The sequence below is a fragment of the Albidovulum sediminicola genome (assembly GCF_025751575.1).
Classification (GTDB): Bacteria; Pseudomonadota; Alphaproteobacteria; order Rhodobacterales; family Rhodobacteraceae; genus Albidovulum; species Albidovulum sediminicola.
Window position 1 is genome coordinate 135,345 of record NZ_JAOWLA010000012.1, and the last position, 13,099, is coordinate 148,443.

General features: G+C 65.3%; 15 protein-coding genes. 3 read left to right on the plus strand and 12 right to left on the minus strand.

Going from position 1 to position 13,099, the window contains the following annotated elements; all coding sequences use genetic code 11:
* Window position 1: 1 nt before the first annotated feature.
* From OE647_RS13700 to iscR, 8 genes are all read right to left on the minus strand, one after another.
* The gene (locus OE647_RS13700) at window positions 2–595 is read right to left on the minus strand and encodes a Yip1 family protein (RefSeq protein ID WP_263722312.1); all 594 of its coding nucleotides are present in this window, start codon (window positions 593–595) and stop codon (window positions 2–4) included.
* Window positions 592–1,080, minus strand: a complete 489-nt coding sequence (locus OE647_RS13705) for a YIP1 family protein (RefSeq protein WP_263722313.1) — start codon at window positions 1,078–1,080, stop codon at window positions 592–594. Before OE647_RS13705 ends, OE647_RS13700 begins: the two co-directional genes overlap by 4 nt.
* Window positions 1,080–2,384, minus strand: a complete 1,305-nt coding sequence (locus OE647_RS13710) for a SufB/SufD family protein (protein ID WP_263722314.1) — start codon at window positions 2,382–2,384, stop codon at window positions 1,080–1,082. Before OE647_RS13710 ends, OE647_RS13705 begins: the two co-directional genes overlap by 1 nt.
* Window positions 2,384–3,139: a Fe-S cluster assembly ATPase SufC gene (gene sufC / locus OE647_RS13715; RefSeq protein ID WP_263722315.1), complete on the minus strand. Its 756-nt coding sequence runs from the start codon at window positions 3,137–3,139 to the stop codon at window positions 2,384–2,386. The genes OE647_RS13710 and sufC overlap by 1 nt, the downstream gene beginning before the upstream one ends.
* A gap of 77 nt (window positions 3,140–3,216) precedes the next feature.
* Window positions 3,217–3,720: a hypothetical protein gene (locus OE647_RS13720; RefSeq protein ID WP_263722316.1), complete on the minus strand. Its 504-nt coding sequence runs from the start codon at window positions 3,718–3,720 to the stop codon at window positions 3,217–3,219.
* Window positions 3,721–3,959: 239 nt separating this feature from the next.
* Window positions 3,960–5,495, minus strand: coding sequence for a Fe-S cluster assembly protein SufB (gene sufB, locus OE647_RS13725; protein ID WP_263722317.1), 1,536 nt, complete (start codon window positions 5,493–5,495; stop codon window positions 3,960–3,962).
* Between the two features lie 41 nt (window positions 5,496–5,536).
* Complete coding sequence (locus OE647_RS13730) at window positions 5,537–6,607, minus strand: cysteine desulfurase family protein (RefSeq protein ID WP_263722318.1); 1,071 nt, start codon at window positions 6,605–6,607, stop codon at window positions 5,537–5,539.
* On the minus strand, window positions 6,604–7,062 hold the full coding sequence (iscR, locus tag OE647_RS13735) for a Fe-S cluster assembly transcriptional regulator IscR (RefSeq protein WP_263722319.1): 459 nt from the start codon (window positions 7,060–7,062) through the stop codon (window positions 6,604–6,606). Before iscR ends, OE647_RS13730 begins: the two co-directional genes overlap by 4 nt.
* Before the next feature lie 191 nt (window positions 7,063–7,253).
* Here iscR and OE647_RS13740 point away from each other — a divergent pair, with 191 nt between their 5' ends.
* The 3 genes from OE647_RS13740 to OE647_RS13750 are packed head-to-tail and all read left to right on the plus strand — an operon-like array spanning window position 7,254 to window position 8,771.
* Complete coding sequence (locus tag OE647_RS13740) at window positions 7,254–7,913, plus strand: alpha/beta hydrolase (RefSeq protein WP_263722320.1); 660 nt, start codon at window positions 7,254–7,256, stop codon at window positions 7,911–7,913.
* Window positions 7,914–7,915: 2 nt separating this feature from the next.
* On the plus strand, window positions 7,916–8,176 hold the full coding sequence (locus tag OE647_RS13745) for a hypothetical protein (RefSeq protein WP_263722321.1): 261 nt from the start codon (window positions 7,916–7,918) through the stop codon (window positions 8,174–8,176).
* Window positions 8,177–8,183: 7 nt separating this feature from the next.
* Entirely contained in the window at window positions 8,184–8,771 is a 588-nt protein-coding gene (locus tag OE647_RS13750; protein ID WP_263722322.1) for an HD domain-containing protein, read from the plus strand.
* 74 nt (window positions 8,772–8,845) lie between these two features.
* On the opposite strand, the gene OE647_RS13755 is transcribed toward OE647_RS13750, so the two are convergent.
* The 4 genes from OE647_RS13755 to OE647_RS13770 are packed head-to-tail and all read right to left on the minus strand — an operon-like array spanning window position 8,846 to window position 12,817.
* Window positions 8,846–9,559, minus strand: a complete 714-nt coding sequence (locus OE647_RS13755; protein WP_263722323.1) for a GntR family transcriptional regulator — start codon at window positions 9,557–9,559, stop codon at window positions 8,846–8,848.
* The gene (locus tag OE647_RS13760; protein ID WP_263722324.1) at window positions 9,556–10,470 is read right to left on the minus strand and encodes a DMT family transporter; all 915 of its coding nucleotides are present in this window, start codon (window positions 10,468–10,470) and stop codon (window positions 9,556–9,558) included. The genes OE647_RS13755 and OE647_RS13760 overlap by 4 nt, the downstream gene beginning before the upstream one ends.
* Entirely contained in the window at window positions 10,467–11,627 is a 1,161-nt protein-coding gene (argE, locus tag OE647_RS13765; protein ID WP_412174955.1) for an acetylornithine deacetylase, read from the minus strand. Before argE ends, OE647_RS13760 begins: the two co-directional genes overlap by 4 nt.
* A 5-nt stretch (window positions 11,628–11,632) precedes the next feature.
* A complete protein-coding gene (locus OE647_RS13770; RefSeq protein ID WP_263722325.1) occupies window positions 11,633–12,817 on the minus strand; it encodes a M24 family metallopeptidase in 1,185 nt (394 codons plus the stop codon).
* Window positions 12,818–13,099: the final 282 nt, after the last annotated feature.

Sequence of the window (13,099 nt, forward strand, 5' to 3'; positions counted from 1 at the left end):
TTCAACCCCCCGTTCCGTAAGGGAACACTCCGAGGACGGAAAAAAGCACGGCAATGATCATGGCCAGCACCAGGAGGCTGCCGAGGATGCCGAAGAAAGCGCCAAGCGCGCTCCTGAAGCCGTGCAGGACACAGGTAAAGTTCGACAGCATCCAGAAGAACAGCCCAACGGAGCCGATCGCGATCAGCCCAGCAAGCGCCGGCGCCACCGGGAAGAGGACGATCTGCACCAGCTGCGGCGCAAGCATGACGCCCTGAATCCAGACGACGGCCACAAGCGCATCCTCGAACCGCCCGGCGCCGCCGAAAAACCGCCCGATCAAGGCGATCGCCACGGCCAGAAGTGTCATGCTGATGACCTGGACCGGAAGGCCGAACCACGGGTCGCTCCAGGCGCGTTCCCAGGCCTGGACTTCGATCTCCGGCACCGTGGCGAGCATCAGCTTGGTTGCGATCACCGTCAGGACCGACACCAGCACAAGGCCAAGCCAGCGCGCCTCGACGGGAAGGTCGAGCGCCAGCAGGCGCTGCGCCGCAAGCTTCGGGTTGCGGAAGGTCGTCACGAACAGATCGAAAAAGTAGCCGGACAACGTCATGCCCGCCCTCCAAATTCGGCCTCGGCGAGGCCCGCGATCCAGAACCACAGGAAGGTTGCAAAGACCAGCCCCCCCGTCAACGCCTGCGCCATTCCCTGCCCGATGAAGCCATCGACAAGCCCCTTGAACAGGGCGAGCGGTGCAATCGCCAGCATCGCCCAGAACAACGCGATCCGCGCGCCGAACCAGTCGCCCCGCCCCCCGAAGATGCGGGCCGCCAGATGCCCCAGGGCCGCCAGCCCGTAGAAGACCGGCAGCAGAGCCCCCAGCGCCAGCGCCGCCGCCATCAGCCGCTGCGCAAAAGGTGAGGCCGGATCCTCGAAGGCTGCCCGGCTCATCGCCGGGGTCTGCGCGACAAGAAGAAGGGCCAGCGCCGCCAGCAGATAGGCGAGCGGCCGGGCCTCGTGCCGCTCGCCGGTCAGCAGCCGCGAGACGACCCGCCGCGGGCCGCGATAGGTCGCAACGATGTCGTCCGTGACCGCCATCACCTGCGCCTGCGCGCCAACCAGCCTTCAAGCCGCGCAACGATGTCTGCGGCGATCTCCGCGTCCTCGATCTCCGCGATCGCGTCGGCAAGGAAGGACAGGATCAGAAGGGTCTGCGCGTCCTCGACCGGCACGCCGCGAGAGCGCAGGTAAAACAGCGCCGTCTCATCAATGGCCCCGGTGGTCGAGCCGTGCGAACATTTCACGTCGTCGGCGTAGATCTCCAACTCCGGCTTGGCAAGGAACTGGCTGTCCTCGTCCAGAAGCAGCGATTGGCTGATCTGATAGCCGTCGGTCTTCTGGGCACCGGGTTTCACAAGGATCTTGCCCTGGAAGACACCCGTCGCGCCGTTCTTCAGCACTTTCTTGAAGACCTGCCGGCTTTCGCAAGCCACCGCGTCATGGGTGACAAAGACGGTATCGTCGTGGTGGAAACTGCCGTCCTTGCCATCGCCAAGCGCTGCGCCCGCCACATGGGCGACCGCGTTGTCGCCGACAATCTCGATCAACGCCTCGTTGCGCGTCATCACCCCGTTCACGGTCAGCGTGAAGGACTTGAAAAGCGCCTCGCGCCCGACCCGGGCAAAGACATGGGTGATCGCCCGGCGGGCGTGGTCCCTGCCCTGCGCGCGCACATGGTGGAAGCGCCCGCCTTCGGCCACGTCCACCTCAAGCACCTTGTTGAAGCGCGCCGCCGCCGGGCCCGTCTCAAGCAGGGTCAGTTCCGCGCCAGGTTCAACCCGCACGCAGTGGTGGAGGATCGCATCGGCCGTCTCACCGCTGTGGGTGTAGTGGATATGAAGTGGCTTCGGTGCGGTTCCGGTCACGCGGATCAGAAGCCCGTCGCTCGCCGCCGCGGTGTTCAGCGCGGCATGGGGGCGCAAAACGGGCGATTGGCCGCGCGCCTCCAGAACGCCGTAAAGATCGCGCGCCCAGTGAAGATCGGCACGGTCAGCCTCCGCCAGCCGCTGGATCTCCACCCCGGCGAGCGAAAGGTCGTCGGATGCGTCGGCGTCAAAGACTCCATCGTTGAAGACGATCCGAACCCGGTCACGTTCCGCGAAAAGTGGTGCCCCGATCTCGGCCATCGCGCCGGCGGCGGTGGCCTCGGGCGCGTTAAGCGCGGCGGGATCGGTGAACTTCCAGTATTCGTCGCGCCGCACCGGCAGCCCCGCCGCGCGCAAGCGCGCCAACGCATCCGCGCGCGCGGGCGCCGAAAACCCGCCGGAGGGCAGGGTCAGCGTCGCGATCCGCGCCTCGGTCGCATCGATGCGCCGGGCGTCCTTCTTGACAAGGGCCGTCATCAGGCAAGCTCCGCAAGGATGTCGGCGTAGCCGTTCTTCTCGACCTCAAGCGCAAGCTCCGGCCCGCCGGTCTTGATGATCCGGCCATCGGCCATGATGTGGACCACGTCGGGTTTGATATGGTCCAGAAGCCGCTGGTAGTGGGTGATGACCAGGAAGGCCCGGCCCGGATCGCGCAGCGCGTTCACGCCCTCGGCCACGAGCTTCATCGCATCGACGTCAAGCCCCGAGTCCGTCTCGTCGAGGATGCACATCCGCGGCTCCAGCATCGCCATCTGGAGGATTTCGTTACGCTTCTTCTCACCGCCCGAGAAGCCGACGTTGACCGGACGCTTGAGCATCTCCGCGTCGATCTTCAGCGTCTTGGCCTTCTCGCGCACGATCTTGAGGAATTCGCCCGCCGAAAGTTCCTCCTCGCCGCGCGCCTTGCGTTGCGCGTTCACGGCGGTGCGCAGAAAGGTCATGTTGCCCACGCCGGGGATTTCAACCGGGTACTGAAACGCGAGGAAAAGCCCCGCCGCCGCGCGCTCCTCCGGCTCCATCTCCAAGAGTTCCTCGCCCTCAAGCGTCGCGGAGCCTTCGGTGACGGCGTAGCCGTCGCGGCCAGAGAGGACGTAGGACAGCGTCGACTTGCCCGACCCGTTCGGCCCCATGATGGCATGCACCTTACCCGCCTCGACCGTCAGGTTTACCCCCTTGAGGATGGATTTGCCGCCATCTTCAAGTTCGACGTGCAGGTTTTTGATTTCTAGCATGTTTTCCTCGTCTCAAATGCCAAGGACGGCCTGCGGGCGAAGAGCCCGGGCCGCCAGGATTTCGGTTGGTTCAGGTGTCAGCCGGTCGGCGTCAGGACGTAGTCCGCGCCCTTCGCCGCCATGGCGCTGGCATAGTCCGGCGAAAAGAGGCTCGCCCAAAGCTCGGTCGCATTGGCCGCCACCGCGGCCTCGCCGAAGTGCATAACCGCGCAACCGAGCAGAAGCGCCGGAACGCGGCCCTTGCCGTGCAGCCCGAAGAAGGCCATCAGGAAGCCCAAGATCACGGCGGCAATCAAGGCCGAGCCCCGGCCCTGAAGGTCGTAGAAGCCCTCCGGCAACCCCTCGATCTGCGAGAGGTGAAAATAGGCAAGCCGCGCCGCCAGCATTGCCGCCCCGCCGGCAACCACCGCGATGATCATGACGAAGAGGTTGCGCGTGCCCTCGCGCTTTCGCTGCGCGGCCAGACCATATTTCCGGGCCATCTTCTTCTGGGCCTTGCGGCCGATGACGCCTTCCGGTTCGATCTGTCTTCCCTTGTCGATGCGCTTCAGACGCTCGGTGAAAACAGCTCTCTGATCCATGTTCGACAACTCCCCGCGCGCCCGCGACGACAGCACTTGCCATGGGATCTAAGTCGGATTCGTGGCCGAATTGAGGGCGCAACATTGCGATTTTCGCGACGGGCCCGCCGCAGAAATGCCGCATTCCGCGCGCGCGTCTCCCAGCCCCGACGGGGCAGCAGGCGCCCCGCTTCCGTGCCATGACATCCAGACGGACCATCCGCGTCAGCCTTTCCGCGTCGCCACCAAGGGGAAATCGGTCATCCGACGCTTCCTTCCAGCGAGATCGCCACAAGGCTCTGCGCCTCCATCGCGAATTCCATCGGCAACGCCTGAAGAACCTCGCGGCAGAAGCCGTTGACGACAAGCGCCACCGCCTCCTCCTCGTCCATCCCGCGCGAGCGGCAGTAGAAGAGCTGGTCGTCGTCCACCTTCGACGTCGTCGCCTCGTGCTCCACGCGGGAGGAGTTGTTCTTGACCTCGATATAGGGAACGGTGTGAGCGCCGCACTTGTCGCCGATCAGCAGGCTGTCGCACTGGGTATAGTTGCGGCTGTTCTTCGCCTTCGGGTGCATCGAGACCAGCCCGCGATAGGTATTCTGCGCCTTGCCGGCAGAAATCCCTTTGGAAACAATGCGAGAGCGGCTGTTCTTGCCAAGATGGATCATCTTGGTTCCGGTATCCGCCTGCTGCATATTGTTGGCGATGGCGATCGAGTAGAACTCGCCCGAGGTGTCGTCGCCGCGCAGGATGCAGGAGGGGTATTTCCAGGTAATCGCCGACCCGGTTTCCACCTGCGTCCACATGACCTTCGCCCGGTCGCCCCGGCAGTCGGCGCGCTTGGTGACGAAATTGTAGATCCCGCCCTTGCCTTCCTCGTCCCCCGGGAACCAGTTCTGGACGGTCGAGTATTTGACCTCCGCATCCTCAAGGATCACGATTTCCACGACCGCGGCATGAAGCTGCGCGGTATCGCGCTTGGGGGCCGTGCAGCCCTCAAGATAGCTCACATAGCTGCCCTTGTCGGCGATGATCAGCGTGCGTTCGAACTGCCCGGTGTTTTCCGCGTTGATGCGGAAATAGGTCGAAAGCTCCATCGGGCAGCGCGTGTTCGGCGGGATATATACGAAGGACCCGTCCGAGAAGACCGCCGAATTCAGCGTCGCGAAGAAGTTGTCGGACTGCGGCACGACCGAACCGAGGTACTTCTTGACCAGCTCCGGATGCTCGCGGATCGCCTCCGAGATCGAGCAGAAGATGACGCCGGCCTTTTTCAGTTCTTCCTTGAAGGTCGTGCCCAGGCTGACGCTGTCAAAGACCGCATCAACGGCGACCTTGCGGCCCTCGGAGGGCGCACCCTCGGCGCCCTCTATGCCAGCCAGAATCATCTGCTCTTTCAGAGGGATACCGAGCTTTTCGTAAGTCGCCAGAAGCTTCGGATCGACCTCGTCGAGCGACTTCGGCTTCTCCGCCATGCTCTTGGGCTTGGCGTAGTAGTACTGCGACTGGTAGTCGATCTCGGGATAGTTGAGCATCGCCCAACGCGGCTCCTCCATCTCCTTCCAGCGGCGGAAGGCGGCTAGACGCCAGTCGGTCATCCATTCCGGCTCGCCGTTCTTGGAGGAAATCAGCCGCACGATGTCCTCGTTCACGCCCATCGGCGCGAACTCCATCTCGATCTCGGTTTCCCAGCCGTATTTGTAGGCGCCCATGTTCTGGACGGTCTCGACCGTCTCCCGATCGACGCCTTCACGAACCTCCAGCACGTCGGAGCTTTGGCCCTGGCTGCTATCCATATTCTTTTCCTGTTCGATATCCATAGGTTTCGCGCCTTTCTTCAAGAGGCTCTCGCGCGTTGACGCGCCCGCGCCGCAATCCAGGCCTCCGCGAAACGGTCGACCTCGTCCCTCGTCGTCGTGACCCCGAGCGAAACCCTGATCGCCGATGCGGCCGCGGTTTCGTCGTACCCCATCGCATGCAATACCCGGCTTGCCCGGACCTTACCAGACGAACACGCAGAGCCCGCGGAAATCGCGATCCCCGCCAGGTCCATCTGCATCACCTGCGTCTCGCCCTTCCAGCCGGGGGTCAACAGGCAGGCGGTGTTGGGCAGCCGCGCGCTGTCGCTGCCGACGACCACCGTCTCGGGCGAAGCCTCGCGGACCCGCGCCTCCAGCCGGTCCCGCAGGGCCGAGACGTCAGACCACAGACCGGCGTCCAGATCCGCCATCGCCGCCTCTGCCGCCGCACCGAACCCGGCGATCCCCGCGACATTCTCAGTGCCGGACCTGCGCCCCTTCTCCTGCCCGCCCCCAAGGGCAAACGGCGCGATCTCCAGCCCGTCCCGCACAATCAGCGCGCCCACACCTTTGGGCCCGCCGAGCTTGTGGGCCGACACGATCGCGAAATCCGCGCCTGACCAGGAAAACGCGAACGGAATGCGGCCGACAGCTTGGACCACGTCCAAGAGCAGAAAATCGGCGCGGTGCGCGCCATGAACCCATCCGCCCTCCGGCTTGGCACCTGGATCGCTTATAACCCCGGTCTCGCTGTTGGCGAGCCCCATGGCCAGCGTGTGCCCATCCGGGCGCGTCCCGTCGCTGCGCCAATGAGTCAGAAGGCAGTCATGCGCGGTCGGATCGACATGGACGTTGTGCCCCTCGGGCAGCCGCCGCAGGACGCCCGCCGCCTCGGTCGCGCCGGAGGTGAAGACCACCTCGACCGGGTTGCAGCCGACCAAACGGGCCACCTGCTCGCGCGCCTTTTCGACTAGGGCCTTCGCCGCCCGCCCCTCGGCATGAACCGAGGACGGATTGCCCACCACGTCGAGCGCAGCCACCACCGCATCGCGCGCCTGGGGCCGCAGGGGCGCGGTCGCATTCCAGTCGAGATAGGCCCGTTTGGTCATTCGTCCACCACCTCGAACAGCGCCGGGACGGCGGGGCATGGCTTCAGCCCATTTCCGATCACATCCGATAGACGGGTCTGGTGCAGGAAGACATAGACATGCGCGGACAGGCTTTCCCAAAGCCGGTTCGTCATCGACTGCGCCCGGCTGCCGGATACCCCGCCAGAGGCCCCCGCCCCGGTATGAAGGGCGCTGACCGTCTCGTCCACGGCCTGCAAGACCTCGCCTACCCGGATGTCTTCGGCGGGCCGCGCCAACCGGTAGCCCCCACCCGGTCCCCTGACCGATTCCACCAGCCCTGCCCGGCGGAGCTTGACGAAAAGCTGCTCCAGATAAGGTAGCGAAATGTCCTGACGCCGCGATATTTCCGAGAGCGATGTCATGTGATCCTCTCGCGTGGTCGCAAGGTCGGCCAGAGCCACCATCGCATAACGACCTTTCGTCGAGAGTTTCATGCATCCCCTCCAAGAAGATACCGCAAAGACGTTGACGCCGGGCGAACGGAGCCTTAACTCCATTCCACCCGGTCACCGGCCTCTCGCCGGTACTTAGAACAATTCTAGGGTGCCTGAGAAAAATCGTCAAGAATGGCCCGTCCGTTTTTGATCCTCCCGGGGCCCCCGTTGGAAAGCAGGCGAAGAACGAGATGCCCGAAGTCATTTTCCCCGGCCCCGAAGGTCGCCTGGAAGGACGCTACCACCCGCAGAAAGCCCCCGACGCACCGATCGCCATCATCCTGCACCCGCACCCCCAGTTCGGCGGCACGATGAACAACCGCGTCGTGCACCGGCTGCACTATGCCTTCCATGAGATCGGGTTCACCGTCCTGCGGTTCAACTTCCGTGGCGTGGGCCGCAGCCAGGGCGAATACGACCAGGGCATCGGCGAACTCTCCGACGCCGCCTCGGCGCTTGACTACCTTCAGGCGATGAACCCGAATTCCAAGCACTGCTGGGTCGCGGGCTTTTCCTTCGGCGCCTGGATCGGGATGCAGCTTCTGATGCGGCGGCCTGAGATCACCGGTTTCATCTCGGTCTCGCCACCCGCGAACATGTACGACTTCTCGTTCCTCGCGCCCTGCCCCGCCTCTGGCCTGATCATCAACGGTACCGCCGACCGGGTCGCACCGCCGAAGGATACGGCCTCGCTCGTCGGCAAGCTGCGTGAACAGAAAGGCATCACCATCACCCACGAGGAAGTCGAGGGCGCGGGCCATTTCTTCGAGAACGAGGAAACCCAGATGGAGCCCATGATCCGCACCGTTCAGGACTATGTGATGCGCCGCCTCAGCGAAGGCACGCGCTGACCATGGGCGTGGTCGACGACCTGGGCGACGACCTGGCGCGCCAGACGCTTGAAGCGATGGAAGAGATTGGCGACGACCGCTTTTACTATGAGGTCGCCAAGGTTGTGGGCGCCTCCTCCCCCACGCTGCAAGAGGCGTTCCTGACCTCGATGCGCATTCGCCTGGCTGCGGCGCGCGGCCAGAAATTCGTCGAGGAGACGTTGCGCATCAAGCGTGGCGCCGGCAAGGCCCCGGTCGCGCCGCCCGATACCACGGCGCACTGAGCCCGCGATGGCGCGGCTCGACGACCAGTTCGCATTCCTGCTGGAGGCCGACCGGCTGAAGCAGGTGAACCGCGCCACGACGCTGACCGATGGATCGCGGCGGGAGAACTCGGCGGAACACAGCTGGCACCTGGCGCTTTACGCGATGGTGCTGGCCGACCAGGCCCGCCCCGGCGTCAACATCGACCGGGTCATCCGCATGCTGATCCTGCATGACCTGGTGGAGATCGACGTGGGTGACGTCCCGATCCACTCCGCGAACGGGGCCGCGCATGGGTCGGCGGAGGTGGCCGCCGCCGAGGCGCGAGCCGCGGACCGGATCTTCGGCCTTCTGCCAGCCGATGTCGGCCCCGGGCTGCGGGCGCTTTGGGCGGAGTTCGAGGCGGCAGAGACCCCGGACGCAATCTTTGCCAAATCCCTCGACCGCGTGCAGCCGGTTCTGCACAACATCGCGTCGGGCGGCGGAACCTGGGTCGAATACAATGTCACGCTCGAACAGCTGGAAACGCGCGTGGGACAGAAGGTCGCCCGGGGCGCGCCGGCGGTCTGGGAATATTTGCGCGCCCGCATGCGCGGGTTTTTCGGCCCGGCGTGAGCGCTTGCGCCCAAGGCCGGGGGCTCTGCCCCGGACCCCCGGGATATTTTCGAAAAGAAGAAGATGCGCTGGGGCTAGAGTGCCGAGTTCGTGGTGGAGACACCCTTGCGCATGCGCTCGAAGCTCATCGAGATATGGGCGCGCTGGATGAGGGCGGCGGAGGCAAGATCGCCGATGCGAAGCGCACGCAGGATGTCGTCAACCTCGCGGCGGAAGACATCAACCTCCTCAACGAGGTCGAGGCGGCGGGCAAAGACGGACTTGAGCCAGATCCGGGTCGTGCGGAAGTAAAGCCTTTCGCAAATCTCGCGCAGCGGCTCATTGGCTGTCAGGCGCATCAGGGCGACGAAGAAATCCATGATCAACTCGGCGAAGGCGCGAGGGTCGGGATCGGGGCCGAAGCCGTGGGCGCGGGCGGAAAGGTCCCGGAACGCTCCCCAGAGCGCGGCGTCGGGAGGGACCGGGTCGAGCCGACCGGTCAGTTCGGCGAGCTCGAGGCGCAGGCGGTAGGTCTGGGCCAGTTCCTCGACCTCGACATCGGTGACGAAGGTGCCAACGCCATGGACGGAGTGCACCAGCCCTTCGCCCTCCAGCCGGGCGAGGACGCGCCGGAGCGGCGTGCGGCTGGTGCCGAATTCAGCGGCCAGCGCCTCCTCGGAAAGCCGGGTGCCGGGGGCGTAGTCGAGCAGGCAGATGCGCGTGCGCAGGAGCGCGTGCATCCGGTCGAAGCGGTCGCGTGCGCTGGCTGGCGCGCCAAGCGTGCCGCTGTCGGGAGGGACCGCCGTCACGTGCCGCGCCCGGTCTGGCGATTGACGAGGTAAACCCCCGCGGCCGAAAGCAGGAAGCCAACGCCGGCAAGGAGGGTGACGGTTTCCCCCAGGATCACCCAGGCGACGGCCATGGCCAGGGGCGGCACGAGGTAAAGCAGTGCCGAGATGCGTGTCGCGTCCCCGCGCTGGAGGAGCGCGATGAAGAGGCCGACCGAGATGATCGAGTTGGCGATCACCAGATATGCAAGCGCGATCACAAGTTCCGGTCCCCAGTCGATCACCATGGTTTCGGTCGCCATCGCGGCGGGCATCAGGACCGCGAAGCCCACGACGTATTGGACGACCCCGCCCACCGCCGGGTCGGTCTTCATCCCGTGCCATTTCTCGAAGAGCGTGGCGAGGGTGATGCCCAAGAGTGCGGACAGGGCAAGGACGACGGCCACCCAGGGGCTGGGGCCAAGCGAGCGTTCGGAGACGATCACGAGGACAACGCCCGCGAAGCCGAGCACGAGGCCCAGCCATAGCACCCGCCCGCCGGGCCGTCCGCCGGTGATCAGGGGGGAAAGGGCCGCCACGAGGATCGGTTGCAGCGCCATGATGATGGCGGTCGTGCCCGCGTTCATCCCGCGCTTCATCGCGAGATAGGCGAGCCCGAAGTAAATGCACTGGATCAGAAACCCGGTCAGGGCGACGGCGCCCCAGTGGCGCGCGGATCCCGGCCAGCGAATGCCGCGCCGCATCAGGAACGGGGCGAGCGCGACGACCGCCAACCCGTAGCGCAGGGCGAGCATCGTCAGGGGCTCGATATGGTCAAGGCCCATCTTGGCAAAGGTATAGCCGCCCGACCAGAACAGCAGGAAGATGTAGGGGGCCGCGCGCCAGAACGTCGCCGCGGCAGGGCTTTCGACCGGGGCGGCCCCGAGGCTCATGCCTTCAGTCTTTCACTCAGCCGGTCGAGCATCGCCAGGCACTGGTCGAGTTGATCGACCGCGAGGAACTCATCGGGCTTGTGGGCCTGTTCGATCGAGCCCGGCCCGCAGATCACCGCCGACATGCCGAGCGACTGGAAGATGCCGGCCTCGGTCCCGAAGGGCACGGTATCGGCCCCGTTCGCGCCGGTCAGTTCCATCAGGATCGCCTTGGCCTCGTTCGGTTCGGCGGGGACAAGGCCTACCACTTCTCCGATCACCTCGGTCACGATGTCGGCGTCGGGCGAAACGGCGCGCATCAGCGGCAGAAGTTCGTGTTCGCAGTAGCGCCGCAGGTCATCCTTGACGAAATCGGCGTCGCTTGTCTGGACGGGGCGCATTTCCCAATCGACGCGCGCCTTGCCGGGGATGACGTTATGGGCAACGCCCCCGGTGAGCGCGCCGGTGTTGATCGTCGTCCATGGCGGATCGAACCGGCTGTCGGCCGGCGCGCGGCCTTTCAGCTTTTCGCGAAGCTCCAAAAGCCTCGCGACGTAGCGCACGGCATATTCCACCGCGTTGACCCCGCGGTCCGGCGCCGAGCCGTGCCCTTCGAGCCCGGTGAAATGGGTGCTGTATTCGTAGCATCCCTTGTGCCCTTCGATGATGCGCATCATCGTCGGTTCGCCGATGATGGCGACCGAGGGCCGGTCTTCGCGCGTGCGAAGGACCTGCGCCAGCGCCTGCGCGCCGAGGCACCCCAATTCCTCGTCATGGGTGAAGGCGAAGTGGACCGGACGCCCGGTCGCGCGCTCAGCCAGAAGCGGCGCCATGGCGACAGAAGCGGCGATGAAGCCCTTCATGTCGCAGGTGCCGCGCCCGTAAAGAAGGCCGTCCCGCTCTGCCATCGCGAAGGGATCGCTCGACCAGTTCTGATCGGCGACCGGCACCACGTCGGAGTGGCCCGACAGCAGGATACCGCCCGCGCGATCGGGTCCTAGCGTGGCGTAAAGGTTGGCCTTGGCGCCGCCGGGATCGCGGTGGATATCCACCTTCGCGCCCGCGGCCTCCAGCCGCTCACCCAGGAACTCAATCATCGCGAGGTTGCTGTCGGTCGAGACCGTCGGGAAAGCGATCAACTGGCGCAGGAGCGCCTTGGTATCGTCAAGCAGGTTCACCGGACTCAATCCTTCACGAAGAGCTTGCGCTCGACCGAGCAGAGCGGCTCGGCCCGCCCGCTTTCGGTGATCAGGATCGTCTCGGTCGTCTCAAGACCCCAGCTTTCCATCCAGAGCGCGGGCATGAAGTGGAAGGTCATGCCGGGTTCCAGCACGGTTTCGTCCTCGGTCCGGATCGAGGCGGTGCGCTCGCCCCAGTCGGGCGGATAGGACAGACCGATCGGGTAGCCCATCCGGCCTTCGCGATGGATGCCGTATTTCTTGAGGACCGCCATGAAGGCGCTGGCGATGTCGCAGGTGCGGTTGCCGGCCCGCGCGGCCTCCAACCCGGCCTCGATCCCCTCGATCTGGGCCTTCTCGGCCTCCAGCATCTCTTGCGGCGGGGTACCAAGGAAGACGGTCCGGCAAAGCGGCGCGTGGTAGCGGCGATAGCAGCCGGACAGTTCGAAGAACGTCGCCTCCCCCTCGCGCATGGGGGCGCCGTTCCAGGTCAGGTGCGCCGCCGTCGCGTCGATCCCCGAGGGCGTCAGCGGCACGATCGCGGGGTAGTCGCCCCACAGATCGCCGACCCCGGTGATCCCAGCATGGAAGATGTCGGCCACCAGATCGTTCTTGCGCAGCCCCGGTTCGGCCCGCTCGATCGCGGTCGCGACCACCTTGTCCGAGATCTTCGCGGCGTTGCGGATGAAGGCGATCTCCTCGCCCGATTTCACCAGGCGCTGCCAGTTCACCAGCGCGGTCGCGTCGGTCAGGGTCGCCTCCGGCAGTTCGGCGGCCAGAACCGCATGGGCCTTGGCGGAGTAATAGTAGTTCTCCATCTCCACCCCGATCCGGGCCTTGCCGAGGCCGAGCGCGCGGAAATGACCGGCGAGGTCTTGCATCGGATGGCGGACGGTGGACTGGACGAAGTTGTCGGCATAGCCATGGATCGAGCCGGGCGCCATCCAGCAAGTGCGCCCCGCGCCGATGCTGTCCATGTAGCGCCCCCACCAGATGGGATCGCGGTCATGGGTCACGATCACGCCCTGATGGACATAGAAGGACCAGCCATCGTAGCCCGTAAGCCAGGCCTGGTTCGAGGGGTCGGTAACGAAAAGCGCCTCCAGCCCGGCCTTTTCCATCGCCGCGCGGGTCTTGGCAAGGCGCCGGGCATATTCGGCGGCGCTGAAGGGAACGTATTTCTCTGACATTCGGACTGACGCCTTGGTTCGGTTGATTTGTGCACAACAGTATTATCAGCGCCACCTCACGGCAAGAATAAATCCGAAAGCACTTGGCGTTTCCTGATCCTCAGATATAGATGTGCACAACAACGCAATATCCGCGAAAGAGGACCGCCATGCTAAAGAACGACCAACTTGACCAGTGGGACCGGGCGTCCTTCTTTCATCCCTCGACGCATCTGGCGCAGCATGCGCGCGGCGAAAGTCCGAACCGGGTGATCCGGACGGCCTCGGGCGTGCATATCGAGG

What these genes read in the sequence shown, in the direction of transcription:
- OE647_RS13760 (WP_263722324.1), bottom strand. Translation starts at nt 10,470, where the DNA reads ATGAGCCTCGGGGCCGCCCCGGTCGAAAGCCCTGCCGCGGCGACGTTC.
- OE647_RS13710 (WP_263722314.1), bottom strand. Translation starts at nt 2,384, where the DNA reads ATGACGGCCCTTGTCAAGAAGGACGCCCGGCGCATCGATGCGACCGAG.
- OE647_RS13705 (WP_263722313.1), bottom strand. Translation starts at nt 1,080, where the DNA reads ATGGCGGTCACGGACGACATCGTTGCGACCTATCGCGGCCCGCGGCGG.
- OE647_RS13730 (WP_263722318.1), bottom strand. Translation starts at nt 6,607, where the DNA reads ATGACCAAACGGGCCTATCTCGACTGGAATGCGACCGCGCCCCTGCGG.
- OE647_RS13745 (WP_263722321.1), top strand. Translation starts at nt 7,916, where the DNA reads ATGGGCGTGGTCGACGACCTGGGCGACGACCTGGCGCGCCAGACGCTT.
- sufC (WP_263722315.1), bottom strand. Translation starts at nt 3,139, where the DNA reads ATGCTAGAAATCAAAAACCTGCACGTCGAACTTGAAGATGGCGGCAAA.
- OE647_RS13770 (WP_263722325.1), bottom strand. Translation starts at nt 12,817, where the DNA reads ATGTCAGAGAAATACGTTCCCTTCAGCGCCGCCGAATATGCCCGGCGC.
- OE647_RS13720 (WP_263722316.1), bottom strand. Translation starts at nt 3,720, where the DNA reads ATGGATCAGAGAGCTGTTTTCACCGAGCGTCTGAAGCGCATCGACAAG.
- sufB (WP_263722317.1), bottom strand. Translation starts at nt 5,495, where the DNA reads ATGGATAGCAGCCAGGGCCAAAGCTCCGACGTGCTGGAGGTTCGTGAA.
- iscR (WP_263722319.1), bottom strand. Translation starts at nt 7,062, where the DNA reads ATGAAACTCTCGACGAAAGGTCGTTATGCGATGGTGGCTCTGGCCGAC.
- OE647_RS13740 (WP_263722320.1), top strand. Translation starts at nt 7,254, where the DNA reads ATGCCCGAAGTCATTTTCCCCGGCCCCGAAGGTCGCCTGGAAGGACGC.
- OE647_RS13750 (WP_263722322.1), top strand. Translation starts at nt 8,184, where the DNA reads ATGGCGCGGCTCGACGACCAGTTCGCATTCCTGCTGGAGGCCGACCGG.
- OE647_RS13700 (WP_263722312.1), bottom strand. Translation starts at nt 595, where the DNA reads ATGACGTTGTCCGGCTACTTTTTCGATCTGTTCGTGACGACCTTCCGC.